14 protein-coding genes and 2 pseudogenes are annotated in these 16226 nt (G+C 35.7%); 15 read left to right on the top strand and 1 reads right to left on the bottom strand.

The window, feature by feature from the left end; genetic code table 11:
* Window positions 1-9: 9 nt before the first annotated feature.
* Window positions 10-311: pseudogene (locus tag TKV_RS13945) on the bottom strand (asparaginase domain-containing protein); the annotation flags it as partial.
* 215 nt (window positions 312-526) lie between these two features.
* On the opposite strand from TKV_RS13945, the gene yqfC reads away from it, so the two are divergent.
* From yqfC to ppdK, 15 genes and pseudogenes are all read left to right on the top strand, one after another.
* Window positions 527-799: a sporulation protein YqfC gene (yqfC, locus tag TKV_RS04820; RefSeq protein WP_049684974.1), complete on the top strand. Its 273-nt coding sequence runs from the start codon at window positions 527-529 to the stop codon at window positions 797-799.
* Between the two features lie 11 nt (window positions 800-810).
* Window positions 811-2004, top strand: coding sequence for a sporulation protein YqfD (yqfD, locus tag TKV_RS04825; RefSeq protein WP_049684975.1), 1194 nt, complete (start codon window positions 811-813; stop codon window positions 2002-2004).
* Window positions 1997-2983, top strand: a complete 987-nt coding sequence (locus TKV_RS04830; protein WP_049684976.1) for a PhoH family protein — start codon at window positions 1997-1999, stop codon at window positions 2981-2983. The genes yqfD and TKV_RS04830 overlap by 8 nt, the downstream gene beginning before the upstream one ends.
* Window positions 2984-2995: 12 nt before the next feature.
* The gene (locus tag TKV_RS04835; protein WP_049684977.1) at window positions 2996-5062 is read left to right on the top strand and encodes an HD family phosphohydrolase; all 2067 of its coding nucleotides are present in this window, start codon (window positions 2996-2998) and stop codon (window positions 5060-5062) included.
* Window positions 5059-5535: an rRNA maturation RNase YbeY gene (gene ybeY / locus TKV_RS04840; RefSeq protein ID WP_049684978.1), complete on the top strand. Its 477-nt coding sequence runs from the start codon at window positions 5059-5061 to the stop codon at window positions 5533-5535. Before TKV_RS04835 ends, ybeY begins: the two co-directional genes overlap by 4 nt.
* A gap of 4 nt (window positions 5536-5539) precedes the next feature.
* Entirely contained in the window at window positions 5540-6238 is a 699-nt protein-coding gene (locus TKV_RS04845) for a diacylglycerol kinase (protein WP_049686211.1), read from the top strand.
* An 11-nt stretch (window positions 6239-6249) separates the two neighbouring features.
* Window positions 6250-7152, top strand: coding sequence for a GTPase Era (gene era, locus TKV_RS04850; RefSeq protein WP_049684979.1), 903 nt, complete (start codon window positions 6250-6252; stop codon window positions 7150-7152).
* A 108-nt stretch (window positions 7153-7260) separates the two neighbouring features.
* A pseudogene (locus TKV_RS04855) lies at window positions 7261-8333 on the top strand (hypothetical protein).
* A gap of 148 nt (window positions 8334-8481) precedes the next feature.
* The gene (gene deoC, locus TKV_RS04860) at window positions 8482-9138 is read left to right on the top strand and encodes a deoxyribose-phosphate aldolase (protein WP_049684980.1); all 657 of its coding nucleotides are present in this window, start codon (window positions 8482-8484) and stop codon (window positions 9136-9138) included.
* 21 nt (window positions 9139-9159) lie between these two features.
* On the top strand, window positions 9160-9906 hold the full coding sequence (gene recO / locus TKV_RS04865; RefSeq protein ID WP_049684981.1) for a DNA repair protein RecO: 747 nt from the start codon (window positions 9160-9162) through the stop codon (window positions 9904-9906).
* Window positions 9907-9920: 14 nt separating this feature from the next.
* Window positions 9921-10331: a DUF4342 domain-containing protein gene (locus tag TKV_RS04870; protein WP_049684982.1), complete on the top strand. Its 411-nt coding sequence runs from the start codon at window positions 9921-9923 to the stop codon at window positions 10329-10331.
* A gap of 106 nt (window positions 10332-10437) precedes the next feature.
* Window positions 10438-11826: a glycine--tRNA ligase gene (locus TKV_RS04875; protein ID WP_049684983.1), complete on the top strand. Its 1389-nt coding sequence runs from the start codon at window positions 10438-10440 to the stop codon at window positions 11824-11826.
* Window positions 11827-12007: 181 nt separating this feature from the next.
* Window positions 12008-12649, top strand: a complete 642-nt coding sequence (locus TKV_RS04880) for a helix-turn-helix transcriptional regulator (protein ID WP_049684984.1) — start codon at window positions 12008-12010, stop codon at window positions 12647-12649.
* A gap of 12 nt (window positions 12650-12661) precedes the next feature.
* Window positions 12662-13474 carry a pyruvate, water dikinase regulatory protein gene (locus TKV_RS04885; protein WP_049684985.1) on the top strand — a complete coding sequence of 271 codons (813 nt, stop codon included), beginning with the start codon at window positions 12662-12664 and terminating at the stop codon, window positions 13472-13474.
* The gene (ppdK, locus tag TKV_RS04890) at window positions 13471-16104 is read left to right on the top strand and encodes a pyruvate, phosphate dikinase (RefSeq protein WP_049684986.1); all 2634 of its coding nucleotides are present in this window, start codon (window positions 13471-13473) and stop codon (window positions 16102-16104) included. Before TKV_RS04885 ends, ppdK begins: the two co-directional genes overlap by 4 nt.
* Window positions 16105-16226: the final 122 nt, after the last annotated feature.

Genomic DNA, 16226 nt, shown 5'->3' on the forward strand with positions numbered 1-16226 from the left:
CTCTCCTTTTTAGCTTTCGAATAATTTTTTTATTTTGTTATAGTCTTGTGTGTATTCTAATGCTGCCATAAGTTTTATTCGGGCTTTTTGACCTAAGAGGTACCCTCCTAAAATTACTCCCATCGATTGCAAGTGTCTACCTCCACCTTCGTAACCATAGGAAGCATATTGATAGCCTTTTCAGAAGAAGCAGTAACTATGGATTCAATTAAATTGCTGGGACCATCGTATCCTGTTTCAGAAGAGTTTTTCATTGCTCCTGTGAGCACAATTGGCTTTTGAAAATTCAATGTCAAGTCTAAAAAATATGCTTAAGAACATGCAAAAATTGAGATTATTCAATTTGGAAACTACCCAAGCCCTCACATGACAGCCGATTCTAATATTTCATTTCCAGACAAAGCTGGTATTGCAGCATTTAACTTTGGGTCAAGTTTCATAGATAGTCAAAAGGTGTCACGTTTTAAAAGGAATAGAATTTTTTTTATGTCTATCTCATAAAATTTTAAAGAAGGGAGGTTGCAGTATGAAATCCGATGTAATAAAAGGCGGAGTTATAAATATCATAGACTTTCCTAAAGACGTACTGCTAAATCTCCCTAAAATTACTTTGATAGGGAAAACTCAGCTTACTATAGAAAATCACAGAGGAATTATTGAGTACATTCCAGAGAGAGTGAGAATAAACACTACAATCGGGGTTGTGAGAATAACTGGCAAGAACATGGTTATAAACTCGATAATGACAGAAATCATCACAATTAGCGGCGAAATAACAAATATAAAAATAATAGTATAGGGGGAGTATTTTTGCTTGCGATAAAATTATGGAATTTTTTTAGAGGATATGCTATTATTAAAGTGGAAGGGCTCGCAATTGAAAAATTTTTAAACCTCATAATGGCTAATGATATTTACATTTGGGATGTTGAAAGAAAAAGCTATACAACTATCGTTGCAAAGGTAAGCCTTAGAGGATTTAAAGAGATACTCCCTTATGCTAGAAAAACCAATTGCCGAGTTTTTGTACTTTCCAAAAAGGGATTTCCTTTTTTGGCTTTGCATCTAAAAAGGCGAAAAATGCTGGTTTTTGGAGCATTGTTGTGTTTTGTATTGATTTATATTTTTTCTACTTTTATATGGAGAATTGAAGTAGAGGCAGTAAATAATGTGGATAAAGAGGTAGTAATAGAAAAACTTTCAAAATTAGGTTTAAAGCCCGGCATATCAAAGTTTGCAATAGATATTGATAAGTTAGAAACTCAATTTTTGATAGAAAATGATAATGTATCGTGGATAGGGATAAACGTAAAAGGCACTAATGCTTTTGTAAAAGTTATAGGTAAGGTAAAGCCAAAAGAAGTATTGTCAAAAGACGAACCATGCAATATAATAGCTAAAAGAGACGGAATAATCTATAAGATGACAGTATTAGAAGGAGAAGCAGTAAAAAAAGTAGGGGATACAGTAAAAGCAGGAGACATAATTGTTACAGGTATAATTGAAAAACCGGGGCTTGAGACAAGATTTGTTCACGCAAATGCGGAAGTTATTGCAAGGACGTGGTATGAAGTTTATGCAGATGTGGAGCTTAAAAAACAGGTTTTTGAAAGAACTAATAACAGTATAACTATTACGAAAATAATTTTAGGCAATAACACTATCACAATTTCACCTAAAAAAGTGGATTTTAAAACTTTTGACAAAGAAGAAAAAAGTATTACACCACCTAATTTTCCTGTTAAAATTGTAAAAGAGGTTTACCATGAGACAAAAGCAAAGACTTTAGTTGTATCCTATAGCGAAGCACAAAATATAGCTTTTCAAAAAGCACTGGAAAATCTCAAAAATGTGTTAAGCAAAGATAGCAAAATCGTCGGTAAAAAAGAAAATGCCACAGTTATACAAAATAGAATTTTAAGAGCAAATCTCATAGTAGAAGTGTTAGAAAATATTGGTATAGAAGAAAAAATATCTTATATACAGGAGGGAAACATTGATTAAGGAGTTAGCTATTAATATCGATGACCTTGAACAGGCAGCCAATTTGTTTGGCAAGTTTGATGAAAATATTAAATTAATAGAGGATGGTTTGGATGTAAAAATTGTAATAAGGGGAGGAAGTATTAAAATAACGGGGGAAGAAAAAAACGTGGAATCTGCAAACAAACTTTTCAATAAGTTGATGGGAATGATTGAAAAAGGTGATGTGATTACTACTCAAAATGTATTGTACACTATGAGCATGATTGATGCCGGTGAAGAGGAAAAACTAAAGTCATTATTGTCTGATATTGTGTGTATAACTGCAAGAGGCAAGCAGATAAGGTGTAAAACTTATGGGCAAATGCGGTATGTAGAAGCGATAAAAAGAAATCAAATTGTGTTTGGCATAGGTCCTGCTGGTACAGGTAAGACTTATCTGGCTATGGCGATGGCTATCACTGCGATGAAAAACAAAGAAATAGGAAGGATTATTTTGACAAGACCGGCTGTAGAGGCGGGAGAAAAGTTAGGCTTTTTGCCCGGGGATTTGCAAGAAAAAGTTGACCCTTATTTGAGACCTTTGTATGATGCACTATATGATATTTTAGGGGTAGAGGTCTTTCAAAAATACATGGAAAAAGGCTTAATTGAAGTAGCACCATTGGCTTATATGAGAGGCAGAACGTTGGATGATTCTTTTATAATACTTGATGAAGCGCAAAATACCACTCCTGAACAAATGAAAATGTTTTTGACAAGAATAGGTTTTGGTTCTAAAGCAGTGATAACGGGTGACATCACACAAATAGATTTGCCAAGAGGTAAAAAATCTGGTTTAAAAGAAGTTATGGAAATACTAAAAGGAATTGAAGGTATAGAATTTGTTATGTTGACTGAACAAGATGTCATAAGGCATCCTCTTGTCGCAAAAATCATAAAAGCTTATGAAATTTACGAAAGAAATATGAGGGAAAGCGAAACTGAAAAGCCAGACTGAGGGGGCTAATCCATGAAAAAATTGGACAAACCCATAAAAGAAATAATAAAAAGCGAAAAAGTGATAATCATTTTTTTTGTCATTTTGAATTTTGTTTCTTCTTATGCATTAATTTATACAACTGTAACCCCTCCTAAATTTGACCTTAAAGCAGGAGATGTGGCAACACAGGACATAAGAGCACCTAAAGATGTCATAGACACAATAGCCACTCAGAAAAAAATTCAAGAAGCGGTAAATGCGGTAAATCCTAAATACGATTACAATGAGAATATAGCTAAAGAGTCTTATCTTAAGCTTATTGAGTTTTTTAATAAATTGAGGGAAGTTCGCAAGTCTTCTGAAGCAGAGGACAAAAAGCTTCAGGATTTTAAAGCTGTTACCTCTATCATTTTAGAAGAGAATGACATAAAAGTGCTTTTAAAAATAGATGACAATGCGCTTATCAACATGGAGTCAATGGTATTGTCAACAGAAAAAGCGATTATGGCGAGGCAGATTACAGACGATGCACTGCCTACTGTTTTAAATGATGCGAAAAGCATTATTGAAAACTCAGATATTGCTGGGGAGTTAAAACCAGTAGCTACGAAGATTTTGTCTTCTGTCATCGTTCCTAATATGATATACAATGCTTACGAGACAAATCTTGCCAAGAAAGAGGCGGAAGAAAAAGTACAGCCGGTAATGTACAAAAAAGGCCAAAACATTGTGGTAAGTGGAGAAGTAGTTACGCAACAACAAATTGAAATTTTAAAGTCGTTGGGGCTTTTAAAAAGTAGTAGCAAAATTGATTATGGCATGATAATAGGCTTATTTCTCTTTCTGGCTTTGTCACTTTTTTTGTCAATCTATTATATCATAAGGTTGGATAAAAAGATAACCACAAAAAAGATATATATTGAACTTTTGTGCTTGACAGGGATTTTTTACCTGATATTGGTAATGACATTTAGAAGTATAAATCCTCTTTTAATACCTTCTGCCACACTACCTATGCTCATTTCAGTTCTTATTGACCCTTATGTTGCTATTATGATTGACATAATTTATTCTCTGTTGGTAGGCTTAATGGTAGGCTTTAACCAGACCTTTATAGTTATGTCATTGTTTGGAGGACTGATTGGTGCAATTAGGCTTTCACATGCCAAGCAAAGATTAGATTTTGTTAAAGCAGGGTTATATGTGAGCGGCGTAAACCTTGTAAGTATTGTTGGAATAGGATTTTTAAACAGCAATGATATAATTTCTGTGTTAAAAAGTAGCTTATGGGGAATTGTTAATGGTGCTTTTAGTATAATTTTGGTTATAGGGACTTTGCCTTTTTGGGAGGCGGCTTTTGATATTTTGACTCCTTTAAAACTTTTGGAATTGTCAAACCCTAACAATCCTCTTCTCAAAAAGCTTATGATGGATACACCGGGAACTTATCATCACAGTATAGTTGTAGCAAATCTTGCCGAGGCTGCTTCTGATGCTATAGGCGCTAACAGTTTGCTGGTGAGAGTAGGTTCTTATTATCACGATATAGGTAAAATTAAAAGACCGTATTTTTTTAAGGAAAATCAGTTATCGGGAGAAAACTTACACGACAAAATTTCTCCGGATTTGAGTACCCTTGTTATAATATCCCACGTAAAAGATGGGGTAGAATTAGCTAAAAAATATAGACTTCCACAAGCTATAATTGATTTGATAAAGCAGCATCATGGCACTTCTTTAGTAAAATATTTTTACAATAAAGCTTCGCAAAATGAAACGGAGACTTGTGAAGAAGAGGCCTTTAGATACCCTGGGCCTAAGCCTTCTACCAAAGAAGCAGCAATACTTATGTTGGCAGATTCTGTTGAGGCTTCAGTAAGGTCTATTCCAGACCCTACAGAGGAAAACATAGAAAATATGGTAAATAAAATTATAACTGACAGGTTAAATGACGGGCAATTAGATGACAGCGATTTGACGTTAAAAGATATTAAAACTATAAAAAACGCATTTTTGACAGCGTTAAACGGTATGTTTCATCGAAGAATTGAGTATCCTGATATTGAAACCAGTAAGGACAAAGAGGTGTTAGAATGAATATTTTAATAGATGACAGGCAGGATAAAATAAATTCAGAGAATTTAAAGGAATTGGTAGAGCGAGTCATACAAACTGTGTTGGAAATAGAAGAGGTTGTTGACAATGTGGAAGTGAGTGTGTCCTTTGTAGACAATGAAGAGATTCAAAAACTCAACAAATATTATAGAGGCATTGACAGTCCAACAGATGTTTTGTCTTTTCCTCTTGTGGAGTTTGAAGAAATATATTCTGACATAGAAGAGGAAGAAGAAATAGAAAAGGTCCATCCGATAGGAGATATAGTCATTTCTTTAGAAAAAGCTATGGAACAGTCTCTTGAATACGGACACTCTTTCGAAAGAGAAGTGGCCTATTTGACAGCCCACAGCATGTTGCATCTTTTAGGCTATGACCATGAAACTGAAGAGGACAAAAAGATTATGAGGCAAAAAGAGGAAGAAGTCATGGCAAAACTAAACATTGGACGGTGATTTTGTGAGGTCCAGGAATTTAATTGACAGTTTTAATTATGCAATAGAGGGAATTTTACATGCATTTAAGACTCAAAGAAACATGAAAATACATTTTATTATAGCAATATTTGTTTTGGCTTTTTGCCTTTTTTTTAATCTTTCACGGGTGGAATTTGTAGTAATTTTGCTTACCATTTCACTGGTACTCGTCTCTGAAATGATAAATACTGCCATTGAGACGACAGTGGATATTATTGTAAAAGGATATAATCCATTGGCAAAAATTGCAAAAAATGTAGCTGCAGGAGCTGTTCTCGTATCTTCTGTCAATGCAGTTATTGTAGCTTATTTAATATTTTTTGACAGAATAAATCCATGGACAAAAATAATTTTACTAAGACTTAGAGAGTCTCCCATTCATATTACAGTTATAAGCCTCATAGTTGTCATATTTTTATCTATAATTTTAAAGGTACATTTTGGGGAAGGAACTCCTATGAGAGGAGGAATGCCTAGCGCTCACAGCGCTATTGCTTTTTCTATAGCAACAGCTATAACTTTTATGACTGCGAATGCCTTTATTGCAACATTGGGTTTTCTTCTTGCACTCATGGTGGCGGAAAGCAGAATTGAAGGCAAAATCCACTCTTTTTCTCAGGTGTTGTTTGGTGCTTTTATTGGCATACTAATTACAGTTTTATTTTTTCAAATAATTAGGTGAGAGGTGATGTTATGGGCTATAAAGCGGGATTTGTTGCTTTAATCGGGAGAACTAATGTTGGCAAGTCTACTCTTTTAAACGCTATAATGCAAGAAAAAATTGTAATTACTTCTCCTAAACCTCAAACGACGCGAAACACAATTCGAGGAATCTTGACGACAGATGAGTATCAAATCGTATTTGTGGATACTCCTGGTGTCCATAAACCAAAATCAAAATTGGGTGAGTTTATGATTGAAGTAGCTAAAAGGACTTTAAAAGAGGTAGACCTCATTTTGTACATGATAGAACCAGACAATGTAGTAGGACCGGGAGACAAGTATATAATCGAGCATTTAAAAGAAGTGGATACTCCTGTAATCCTTGTAATTAACAAAATAGACTTAGTACCTAAGGAAAGAGTGGAAGAAACGATAAGAATTTTTAAGGCAGAATACGACTTTAAAGATGTTGTGCCTATTTCCGCCATTGAGAGTAAAAACATTGACTTACTAAAGGAAAAAATTGTTTCAATGCTGCCGGAAGGACCTAAATATTATCTTGATGACTACATAACAGACCAGCCGGAAAAATTGATAGTGGCGGAGATAATCCGCGAAAAAATGCTTCATTATTTAGAAGAAGAAGTGCCTCATGGTGTTTACGTAGAAGTTGAATCTATAAAGCAAAGAGAAGACAAGGACATAATAGATATTGAAGCTTATATTTATTGTGAAAAAGAGTCCCACAAAGGGATTATTATAGGGAAAAATGGGCAAATGCTTAAAAAAATAGGTCAAAGTGCTCGACTGGATTTAGAAGAATTTTATGGTCAGCAAGTTTTTCTTGATTTATGGGTAAAAACCAGAAAAGGGTGGAGGGACAATACTACTCTGCTTAAAAAGCTGGGGTATGCCATTGACAAAAAGAGCTAATAAATAGTAAAGTATTTATTGAAAAACAAGAGGAGGTATCAACAGTTGAAATAAAAAGTAAAAAATGGTATAGTTTTAATTAAGTGAAAGGCAAAGGGGCCAAAAAACATGATAGTAATACAGGCTAAACTTATTTTCCTAACTCAAGAAGATAAACAAATAGTATTAGACTTAATGAGAAGATGGTCATCCTGCATGAGATTTGCATACAAGAGACTTTTAGAGGGTTATGATAGAAACACACTAAAAAGAGACCTTCAGGGAACATTTGATTTAAACTCAAGATATGTAGATGATGCAATAATGAAAGCAAGAAATACATTAGAATCTGCCAGGGAATTAGGTAAGAGTCCAAGAAAAGTCATCTTTGGTGGGAAAAAGCTGTTTAAAAAACTACAAAAACGCTATATAAACGGGAAAGCATATAAAAAATTAAAAATCAGGTGGCAGGAGAAGAGAAAAGGAAATCTTTATTCAAGAGGAGATAAAAGCAAAAAAGGAAATCTCAACACAAGAATAGAGATAAATGAAAATGGTACTTTCTTAAGGATAAATGTAGGAGAAAGAAAGTACGTATATGCGAAGATACAGGCGGGATGGAAGAAGAAAAAAACAGAGAAGAGATACTTCAGGAAATCTCCAAATCCAATATGCCAGGGCATAACTTTAGCTACAAATCACTTTTAAAAAAGATAAAAGTTTTAGCAAAACGAGAAGAGATAGAAGTTATAGAGGTTAATCCTTCTTACACATCAATAATAGGCATGTTAAAATATGCACCGCAATATATGATAACAAAAGATGTAGCAGCAGCCTATGTAATAGCAAGAAGAGGGTTGGGACTGCAAGAAAATATACCAGATAATTATATAAAGTTTCTCAACGTATTGACTGTAGAAGAATTAGAAGAATTAAAAGAGTACGTAAAGAAAACAGTTAGAAACAAGCATTTAAGAGAGAAACATATAAAGGAGATAAAGAAAGCAATAAAATTTATACAAAGCCTTGGAAGTGAGTCAGAAAGGGTGCTAAGACCTCTGGATGGAACAAGTTTTAGTATCCATAATTTCTGGCGAGTTCTCAAGGTAGCGGTGGTGACACCACTCTCCCCTGAGAAAGTACCAAGAGACTTCTCTGTCCTGAAAGAATTATTAATCCAGGGCAAGTGGGGAGGCTTGTAAAAGCGCAAGTTCCTGCTTCTTGGGGCAGGGGCTATGACTTTCCCAAAAACCGCCTGCTGGGGCTGGGAAAGTCTGAAGGGCGGACTACAAATACCCCAGCTGCCTAAACTGTACATTTTTGTACAGTTTGGGTAACCAGGTTGTATTTATGAACATAGCTAAAATGATTGACCACACATTGTTAAAACCAAACGCTCAAAAAAGTGAAATAGAAAAACTCTGCAATGAAGCAAAGGAGTATAGCTTTGCTTCAGTTTGTGTAAATCCTTGCTTTGTTGACCTTGCCTACAGCATGTTAAAAGATACCGATGTCAAAGTTTGTACAGTTGTAGGTTTTCCTTTGGGTGCAAACACCATTGAAAGCAAGGTTTATGAAGCAGTAGATGCCGCAAAAAGAGGAGCTACAGAAGTTGACATGGTATTAAATATCAGCATGTTAAAGAGCGGAGATTATGACTATGTAAAAAGGGAAATTGAGGAAGTTGTAAAGGCTGTAAAGGCTCATGGCGTTATAATAGTTAAAGTAATACTTGAAACTTGCTACCTTACTGACGAAGAAAAAGTAAAAGCTTGCCAGCTTGCTGTAGAAGCAGGAGCTGACTTTGTAAAGACTTCTACTGGCTTTGGAACAGGAGGCGCTACTGTTGAAGATGTAAAATTAATGAGACAGACTGTAGGTAAAGATTTTGGAGTAAAAGCCTCTGGTGGAATAAGAACAGCAGAGGATGCCAAAGCCATGATTGAAGCGGGAGCTAACCGAATTGGAGCAAGCGCAGGAGTAAAGATTGTAGAGGGTTGGAAATAAATTATAAATGAGTTGGTAAAAATGCGTCTATTTAAGACAGAGGCAATAGTACTAAAAAGCAATTTGATAAGCGAAACTAATAAAATTGCTACTCTTTTTACAAAAACTCATGGCAAAATTCAAGCTGTAGCTAAAGGGGCGAGGCGTTCAAAAAGCCGATTTATAAACGCTATAAGGCCATTTGTAGTTGGCAACTATCTTCTTTTTGAAGGGCAAAATTACTACTATATTGACCAATGGGATTTGATTGAACTTCATCCTAACATAGAAACAGATTTAATTAAATTTTCTGTAGCCTCCTATTTTGTAGAGACAATGAATAAAATTTTAGAGGAACATGAAAAAAGCGACAACTTATATTTACTTTTAAAAACTTCATTAAAGGATGTTGACCAATTTCAAATTGACCCATTGGTTTTTATTTCATCCTACAATCTAAAATTGATGGCTTTGTTAGGCTATATGCCTCAGCTTAACAATTGTGTTGTTTGCGGCAGGAGTGAAAATTTAAAGTATTTTTCCTCCTCTTGTGGAGGAACTTTATGTACTACCTGTAAAGATAAATGCCGTGATGGAGTGCCTATTAATGAAACCAGCTTAAAAGTTATGTGGTATTTATTAAGAGTCAATTTTGAAAGTCTTCAAAACATCAAAATTTCGAGTGTTATTAAAAAAGAGGTGGATAAAATAATAACAGACTACATGAAAGAGCATTTAGGTTTAGAGTTCGCATCAAAAAGTTTTATTGATAAGTTGAAAAATATTTAAAAGGAGAGATTTCTATGTTGGATGAAGAATTGGAAAAGATAGATATGATAGTTGAGAGAATGGGTGTAAGCTATAAAGAGGCCAAAGAAGCCTTAGAAAAGTCAGGGGGCAGTGTTGTAGATGCCTTGATATACTTGGAGGAAAATAAAAAGAGCTGGACAGAAAGTTTTACTGTGGCAAGCTCTGAAGTAATGGATAAAATAAAAGAAATAATCAAAAAGGGAAATGTCACGAAAATCAGAATCAAAAAGGACAACAAAGTGCTTTTAGAAATTCCTGTGACTGCCGGCGCTGTTTCGGCAGTAATAATTCCACAATTGACGTTGGTAGGAGCAGCAGTAGCTCTTCTGGCTAACTGTACTATTGAAGTGGAAAAATACGATAAAAGTGTGACAGTACTAAAAGAAGAGAAGAAAAAAGATTGACATAAGTTTATCTGTTTGATATTCTTAAATAAGTAGCAGTAAAACCTTTCTTCCCAAATTGGGATGAAGGGTTTTTGTATAATTGCAAGTAGGAGGAGTGTTATTGATGCCACAACAGGTAACGATGGACAAAATAGTTGCTCTTGCTAAAAATAGAGGTTTTGTTTTTCCAGGGTCTGAAATCTATGGAGGACTTGCCAATACCTGGGATTATGGACCTTTAGGAGTAGAGTTTAAAAACAACATAAAAAAGATGTGGTGGAAAAAGTTCATTCAAGAAAGCCCGTATAATGTAGGGATAGACTGTGCCATACTCATGAATCCAGAAGTTTGGGTTGCTTCCGGTCATGTCAGCAGTTTTAGCGACCCTTTGATGGATTGCAAAGAATGTAAATCAAGATTTAGAGCTGACCAGTTAATTGAAGATTACGTAAAAGAAAAAGGGCTTAACATTTCTATTGAAGGTTGGACAAATGAGCAGATGATGGAGTTTATAAAAGAACATAAAGTCCCCTGTCCTAAATGCGGTGCTCATAATTTTACAGATATTAGAAAATTTAATCTCATGTTCAAGACGCATCAAGGGGTTACAGAAGATTCTAAGTCGGAGGTCTATTTAAGGCCAGAGACAGCGCAAGGAATTTTTGTAAATTTTAAAAATGTTCAAAGAACAACGAGAAAAAAAATACCTTTTGGAATAGGACAAATAGGAAAGTCCTTTAGAAATGAAATTACCCCGGGAAACTTTATATTCAGAACGAGAGAGTTTGAACAAATGGAGTTAGAATTCTTCTGCAAACCAGGAGAAGATATGGAATGGTTCAATTATTGGAGAAATTGCTGCATGGATTGGCTTTTAGAATTGGGGCTTAGGAAAGAGAATTTAAGATTTAGAGACCACAAAAAAGAAGAACTATCCCATTACAGTGCCGCTACCACAGATATAGAATATTTTTTCCCGTTTGGTTGGGGAGAACTTTGGGGAATAGCTGATAGAACCGATTTTGATTTAAAACAGCACATGGAACATTCTGGTGTTGATATGTCATACATGGACCCTGTAACAGGAGAAAAGTACATACCTTATTGTATTGAGCCTTCTGTAGGGGTAGATAGGTTAATGCTAGCGTTTTTAATAGATGCATACAATGAAGAGGAATTGGAAGATGGCGAGACGCGAGTAGTTCTTAAACTTCATCCTGCTCTTGCTCCTGTCAAGGCAGCGGTGCTTCCATTATCTAAGAAATTATCAGAAAATGCCTATAACCTCTATGACCAGTTGAGAAAGAAATTTGTAGTAGATTACGATGAGACAGGAAGCATAGGCAAAAGATACAGAAGGCAAGACGAAATAGGGACACCTTTTTGCATTACTTATGACTTTGAGTCTGAAAATGACCATTCTGTAACTATAAGGGATAGAGATACCATGGGGCAAATACGAATAAAAATTGAAGATGTGGAGAAATACCTTGAGGAAAAATTAAATTTTTGAGGAAGTCAGGCTTTTGCCTGATTTTTTTTTAGCTTTTGTGGTATAATATGTGGTAAATAAAAAGGTGAAGTTGGTTATATTTCAAAACTTGTGATATAATTATATTAAAGTGGTAAAATGATAGAAAACGTTTATGAGTTACCGATAACAATGAAAAGAAGAGGTTAAAAACTTTAAAGGGGTGATAAAGATTCAACTGACAAACCGCCAGCATATAATTATTGACATTGTTAAAAAACATCAACCCATTACAGGAGAGCAAATAGCGGAAAAGTTAAATGTAACAAGAGCTACACTAAGGCCAGATTTAGCAATTTTGACTATGTCAGGGATCCTTGAGGCAAGACCTAAGGTGGGATATTTTTATACAGGAAAATCACCCCTCAATTTAGTAGAAGACTATATAAAAAGCATAAAGGTAAAAGATGTAAAATCCTTACCGGTAGTAGTTGAAGAGAACACATCAGTGTATGATGCTATTGTAACGCTTTTTTTAAAAGACGTCGGGACGATTTTTGTACAGGATAAGGGATTTTTAACTGGTGCCGTTTCCAGAAAAGACTTTTTGAAAATCGCTATAGGCAATACCGATATCTATAAAGTTCCAGTGGGAATAATTATGACCCGTATGCCTAATATAGTTACAACTTACGACGATGAACCGGTATACAATGCGGCAGTTAAAATAATTGAGCATGAAGTGGATAGCCTTCCTGTAGTAGAACCTGTAATGGGGAGTAATGGAAAACAAGGGTACAAAGTGACGGGAAGGATTTCTAAGACCAACATCACTAAATTATTTGTGAAGCTTGGGGAAGGTTAGGGGGGCTTTTTGATGGAAGAAGGAGTATCAATATATCTAGTTTCTGATTCTAATTTGGATACAGCAGAAAACATTGCAAGCATTGCAGCTGCTCATTTTGATACCTTTATTGGAAAAATAAAAAAATACCCTTACGTTGGAGATAAAAATCAGATAGAAGAAATTGTGATAGAGGCATCTAACGATGCTAATAGTATTATAATTCACACTATGGTGGTTTCTGAGCTTAAAGATTATCTCCAGAAAAAGGCTGAGAAATTTGGAATAAAGATAGTTGATGTGATGAGACCGGTGATGGACGCCATTGAAGATAGCACTGGTCTTTCTCCACATACAAACCTGATGAAAGATAGTAAAGAAGATTATTTAAAAAAGACTGAAGTTATAGAATTTGCTGTAAAATACGATGATGGCAAAGATGCAATGGGGATATTATTGGCAGATGTGGTTGTTATAGGAGTTTCCCGGACTTCTAAAACTCCTTTGTGCATGTACCTTGCTCATAAATACATAAAAGCTGCTAACTTACCTTTAGTTCCGGAAATTGAACCCCCTCAGGAATTATTTGAGATTAATCCTAAAAAAATTTTTGGACTGACTATAGACCCTGATGTATTGGTAAAAATAAGAAAGGAGAGGTTAAAGTCTCTTGGTCTTGATGCTAACGCAATATACGCTAGTGAAGAAAGGGTTAAAAAAGAGGTCAAATATGCTGAGGGGGTGATGAAAAAATTAGGCTGTACTGTAATTGATGTTACAAACAAAGCTGTGGAAGAAACAGCAAATGTAATATTGAATGTACTAAAAGGAGGAGAGACTGTATGAGCAAGAAATACGTGTATCTATTTAGTGAAGGCGACGCTTCCATGAGGGACCTCTTAGGTGGGAAAGGTGCAAACCTTGCTGAAATGACAAGACTGGGATTGCCTGTTCCACCAGGTTTTACAGTTACTACTGAAGCTTGTACTAGATATTATCAAGATGGAAAAGTTATTGCACAAGAAATTGTAGACCAAATATATGAATATATGACAAAATTAGAGGAAATTACAGGAAAGAAATTTGGTAACCCTTCAAATCCTCTGTTGGTATCTGTTAGATCTGGTGCAAGAGTTTCAATGCCAGGGATGATGGATACTATATTAAACCTTGGTTTAAACGATGACACAGTTGAAGGCCTTGCTAAAGCTACAAACAATGAGAGATTTGCATATGACAGCTACAGAAGATTTATACAAATGTTTTCTGATGTTGTAATGGGCATTGACAAAAATAAATTCGAGGATATATTAGATGAAGTAAAGGAAGAAAATGAAGCAAAATTTGATACAGACTTAACAGCTGAAAATCTCAAAGAAGTAGTAAGAAGATTCAAAGAGCTTTATAAGAAGGAAATGGGTGAAGACTTCCCACAAGACCCTAAAGTTCAGCTTTTAGAAGCTGTAAAAGCAGTGTTTAGGTCTTGGGACAATCCAAGAGCTATTGTGTATAGAAGGCTTAATGACATTCCCAGCGATTGGGGTACAGCAGTAAACGTCCAATCAATGGTATTTGGTAACATGGGAAATGATTCAGGTACAGGTGTTGCATTTACGAGAAATCCTGCGACAGGCGAAAAAGCACTTTTTGGCGAATTCTTGATGAATGCTCAAGGTGAAGATGTTGTCGCAGGTATTAGAACACCTCAGCCGATTTCGACTTTGAAAGAGACTATGCCAGAAGTATACAACCAATTTGTAGAAATTGCAGAGAAATTAGAAAAGCACTACAAAGACATGCAGGATATAGAGTTTACCATTGAAAGAGGAAAACTCTATATGCTTCAAACGAGGAACGGAAAGAGAACTGCTCAGGCTGCCTTGAAAGTTGCAGTGGATTTAGTTGCAGAAGGTTTAATAGATGAAAAGACAGCGGTTTTAAGAGTTGACCCAAAACAGTTAGACCAGTTGCTACATCCAACTTTTGAGCCTAATGCATTAAAAGTTACTAAACCAGTGGCAAAAGGTTTACCTGCATCGCCTGGTGCTGCTTCAGGTAAAGTATACTTTACAGCTGATGAAGCAGTAGAAGCTGTAAAATCAAGAGGAGAAAGAGTCATCCTTGTTAGGGCAGAAACTTCTCCCGACGACATTGAAGGTATGTCTGTCGCTGAAGGAATACTCACTACTCGCGGCGGTATGACTTCTCACGCAGCTGTTGTTGCAAGAGGAATGGGTACTGCCTGTGTTGTAGGATGCGGTGATGCGAGGATAGATGAACAAGCAAAAGTGATGAGAATTGGCGATATAGAAGTTCATGAAGGAGACTACATATCAATAGATGGCAGCACAGGTAATGTTTATATTGGCGAGATAAAAACTGTAACTCCTGAGTTGACAGGTGACTTTGCAACACTTATGAGGTGGGCAGACAAATATAGAAGATTAAAAGTCAAGACCAATGCAGATATACCAAGAGATGCAAAAGTTGCAGTACAATTTGGCGCTGAAGGAATAGGCCTTTGCAGAACAGAACACATGTTCTTTGATGAAGACAGGATTCCTGCAATGAGAGAGATGATTATATCAAAGACTGAAGAGCAAAGAAGAAAAGCTTTAGAGAAACTTCTACCTATGCAGAGGTCTGACTTTGAAGGTTTGTTTGAAGTGATGGGTGAATACCCTGTTACAATACGCCTTTTAGATCCACCATTGCATGAGTTCTTGCCTCATAAGGATGAAGAAATTGAAGAACTTGCTAAAGATATGGGAGTACCTTTTGAAGAATTAAAAGCAACTGTAGAAAGCTTGAAAGAGTTTAACCCAATGTTAGGTCACAGAGGTTGTAGGTTAGCTGTGACATATCCCGAAATAGCAGAAATGCAGACAAGAGCTATTATAGAAGCTGCTATAAATGTGAAGAAGAGAACAGGTCGTGACGTAAAACCGCAAATAATGATACCACTTGTAGGAGAGTTAAAAGAGCTCAAATATATCAAAGACATAATAGTAAAAGTCGCTGATGAAGTCATAAAAGAAAACAATGTTGAAATAAAATACCTCGTCGGAACGATGATAGAAGTACCAAGAGCAGCTCTTACGGCAGATCAAATAGCGAAAGAAGCAGAATTCTTCTCATTTGGTACTAATGACTTGACACAGATGACCTTTGGATTCTCAAGGGATGACGCTGGCAAGTTCCTTGAAGTCTATTACGATAAGAAGATATACGAATTTGACCCTTTTGCTAAGCTTGACCAAGAGGGAGTTGGCAAGTTAGTTGAAATGGGTACAAAGCTTGGCAGACAAACAAGACCTGACCTTGAAGTAGGCATATGTGGTGAGCATGGCGGAGATCCATCCTCTATTGAATTCTGCCACAAAGTTGGACTTGACTACGTATCCTGTTCACCATTCAGAGTGCCTATTGCAAGATTAGCGGCTGCTCAAGCTGCAATAAAATACGATAACAAATAATGAGTTTAAAGGCAGCAAATTAATCATTTTGCTGCCTTTAAACGTCATCGAAACTATTTGTTTATTGCCTAAACATGTTATAATATTAAGTAAAATTGGTAACTTTAATACTAGGAGGGGTT

The sequence above is a fragment of the Thermoanaerobacter kivui genome (assembly GCF_000763575.1).
Classification (GTDB): domain Bacteria; phylum Bacillota; class Thermoanaerobacteria; order Thermoanaerobacterales; family Thermoanaerobacteraceae; genus Thermoanaerobacter; species Thermoanaerobacter kivui.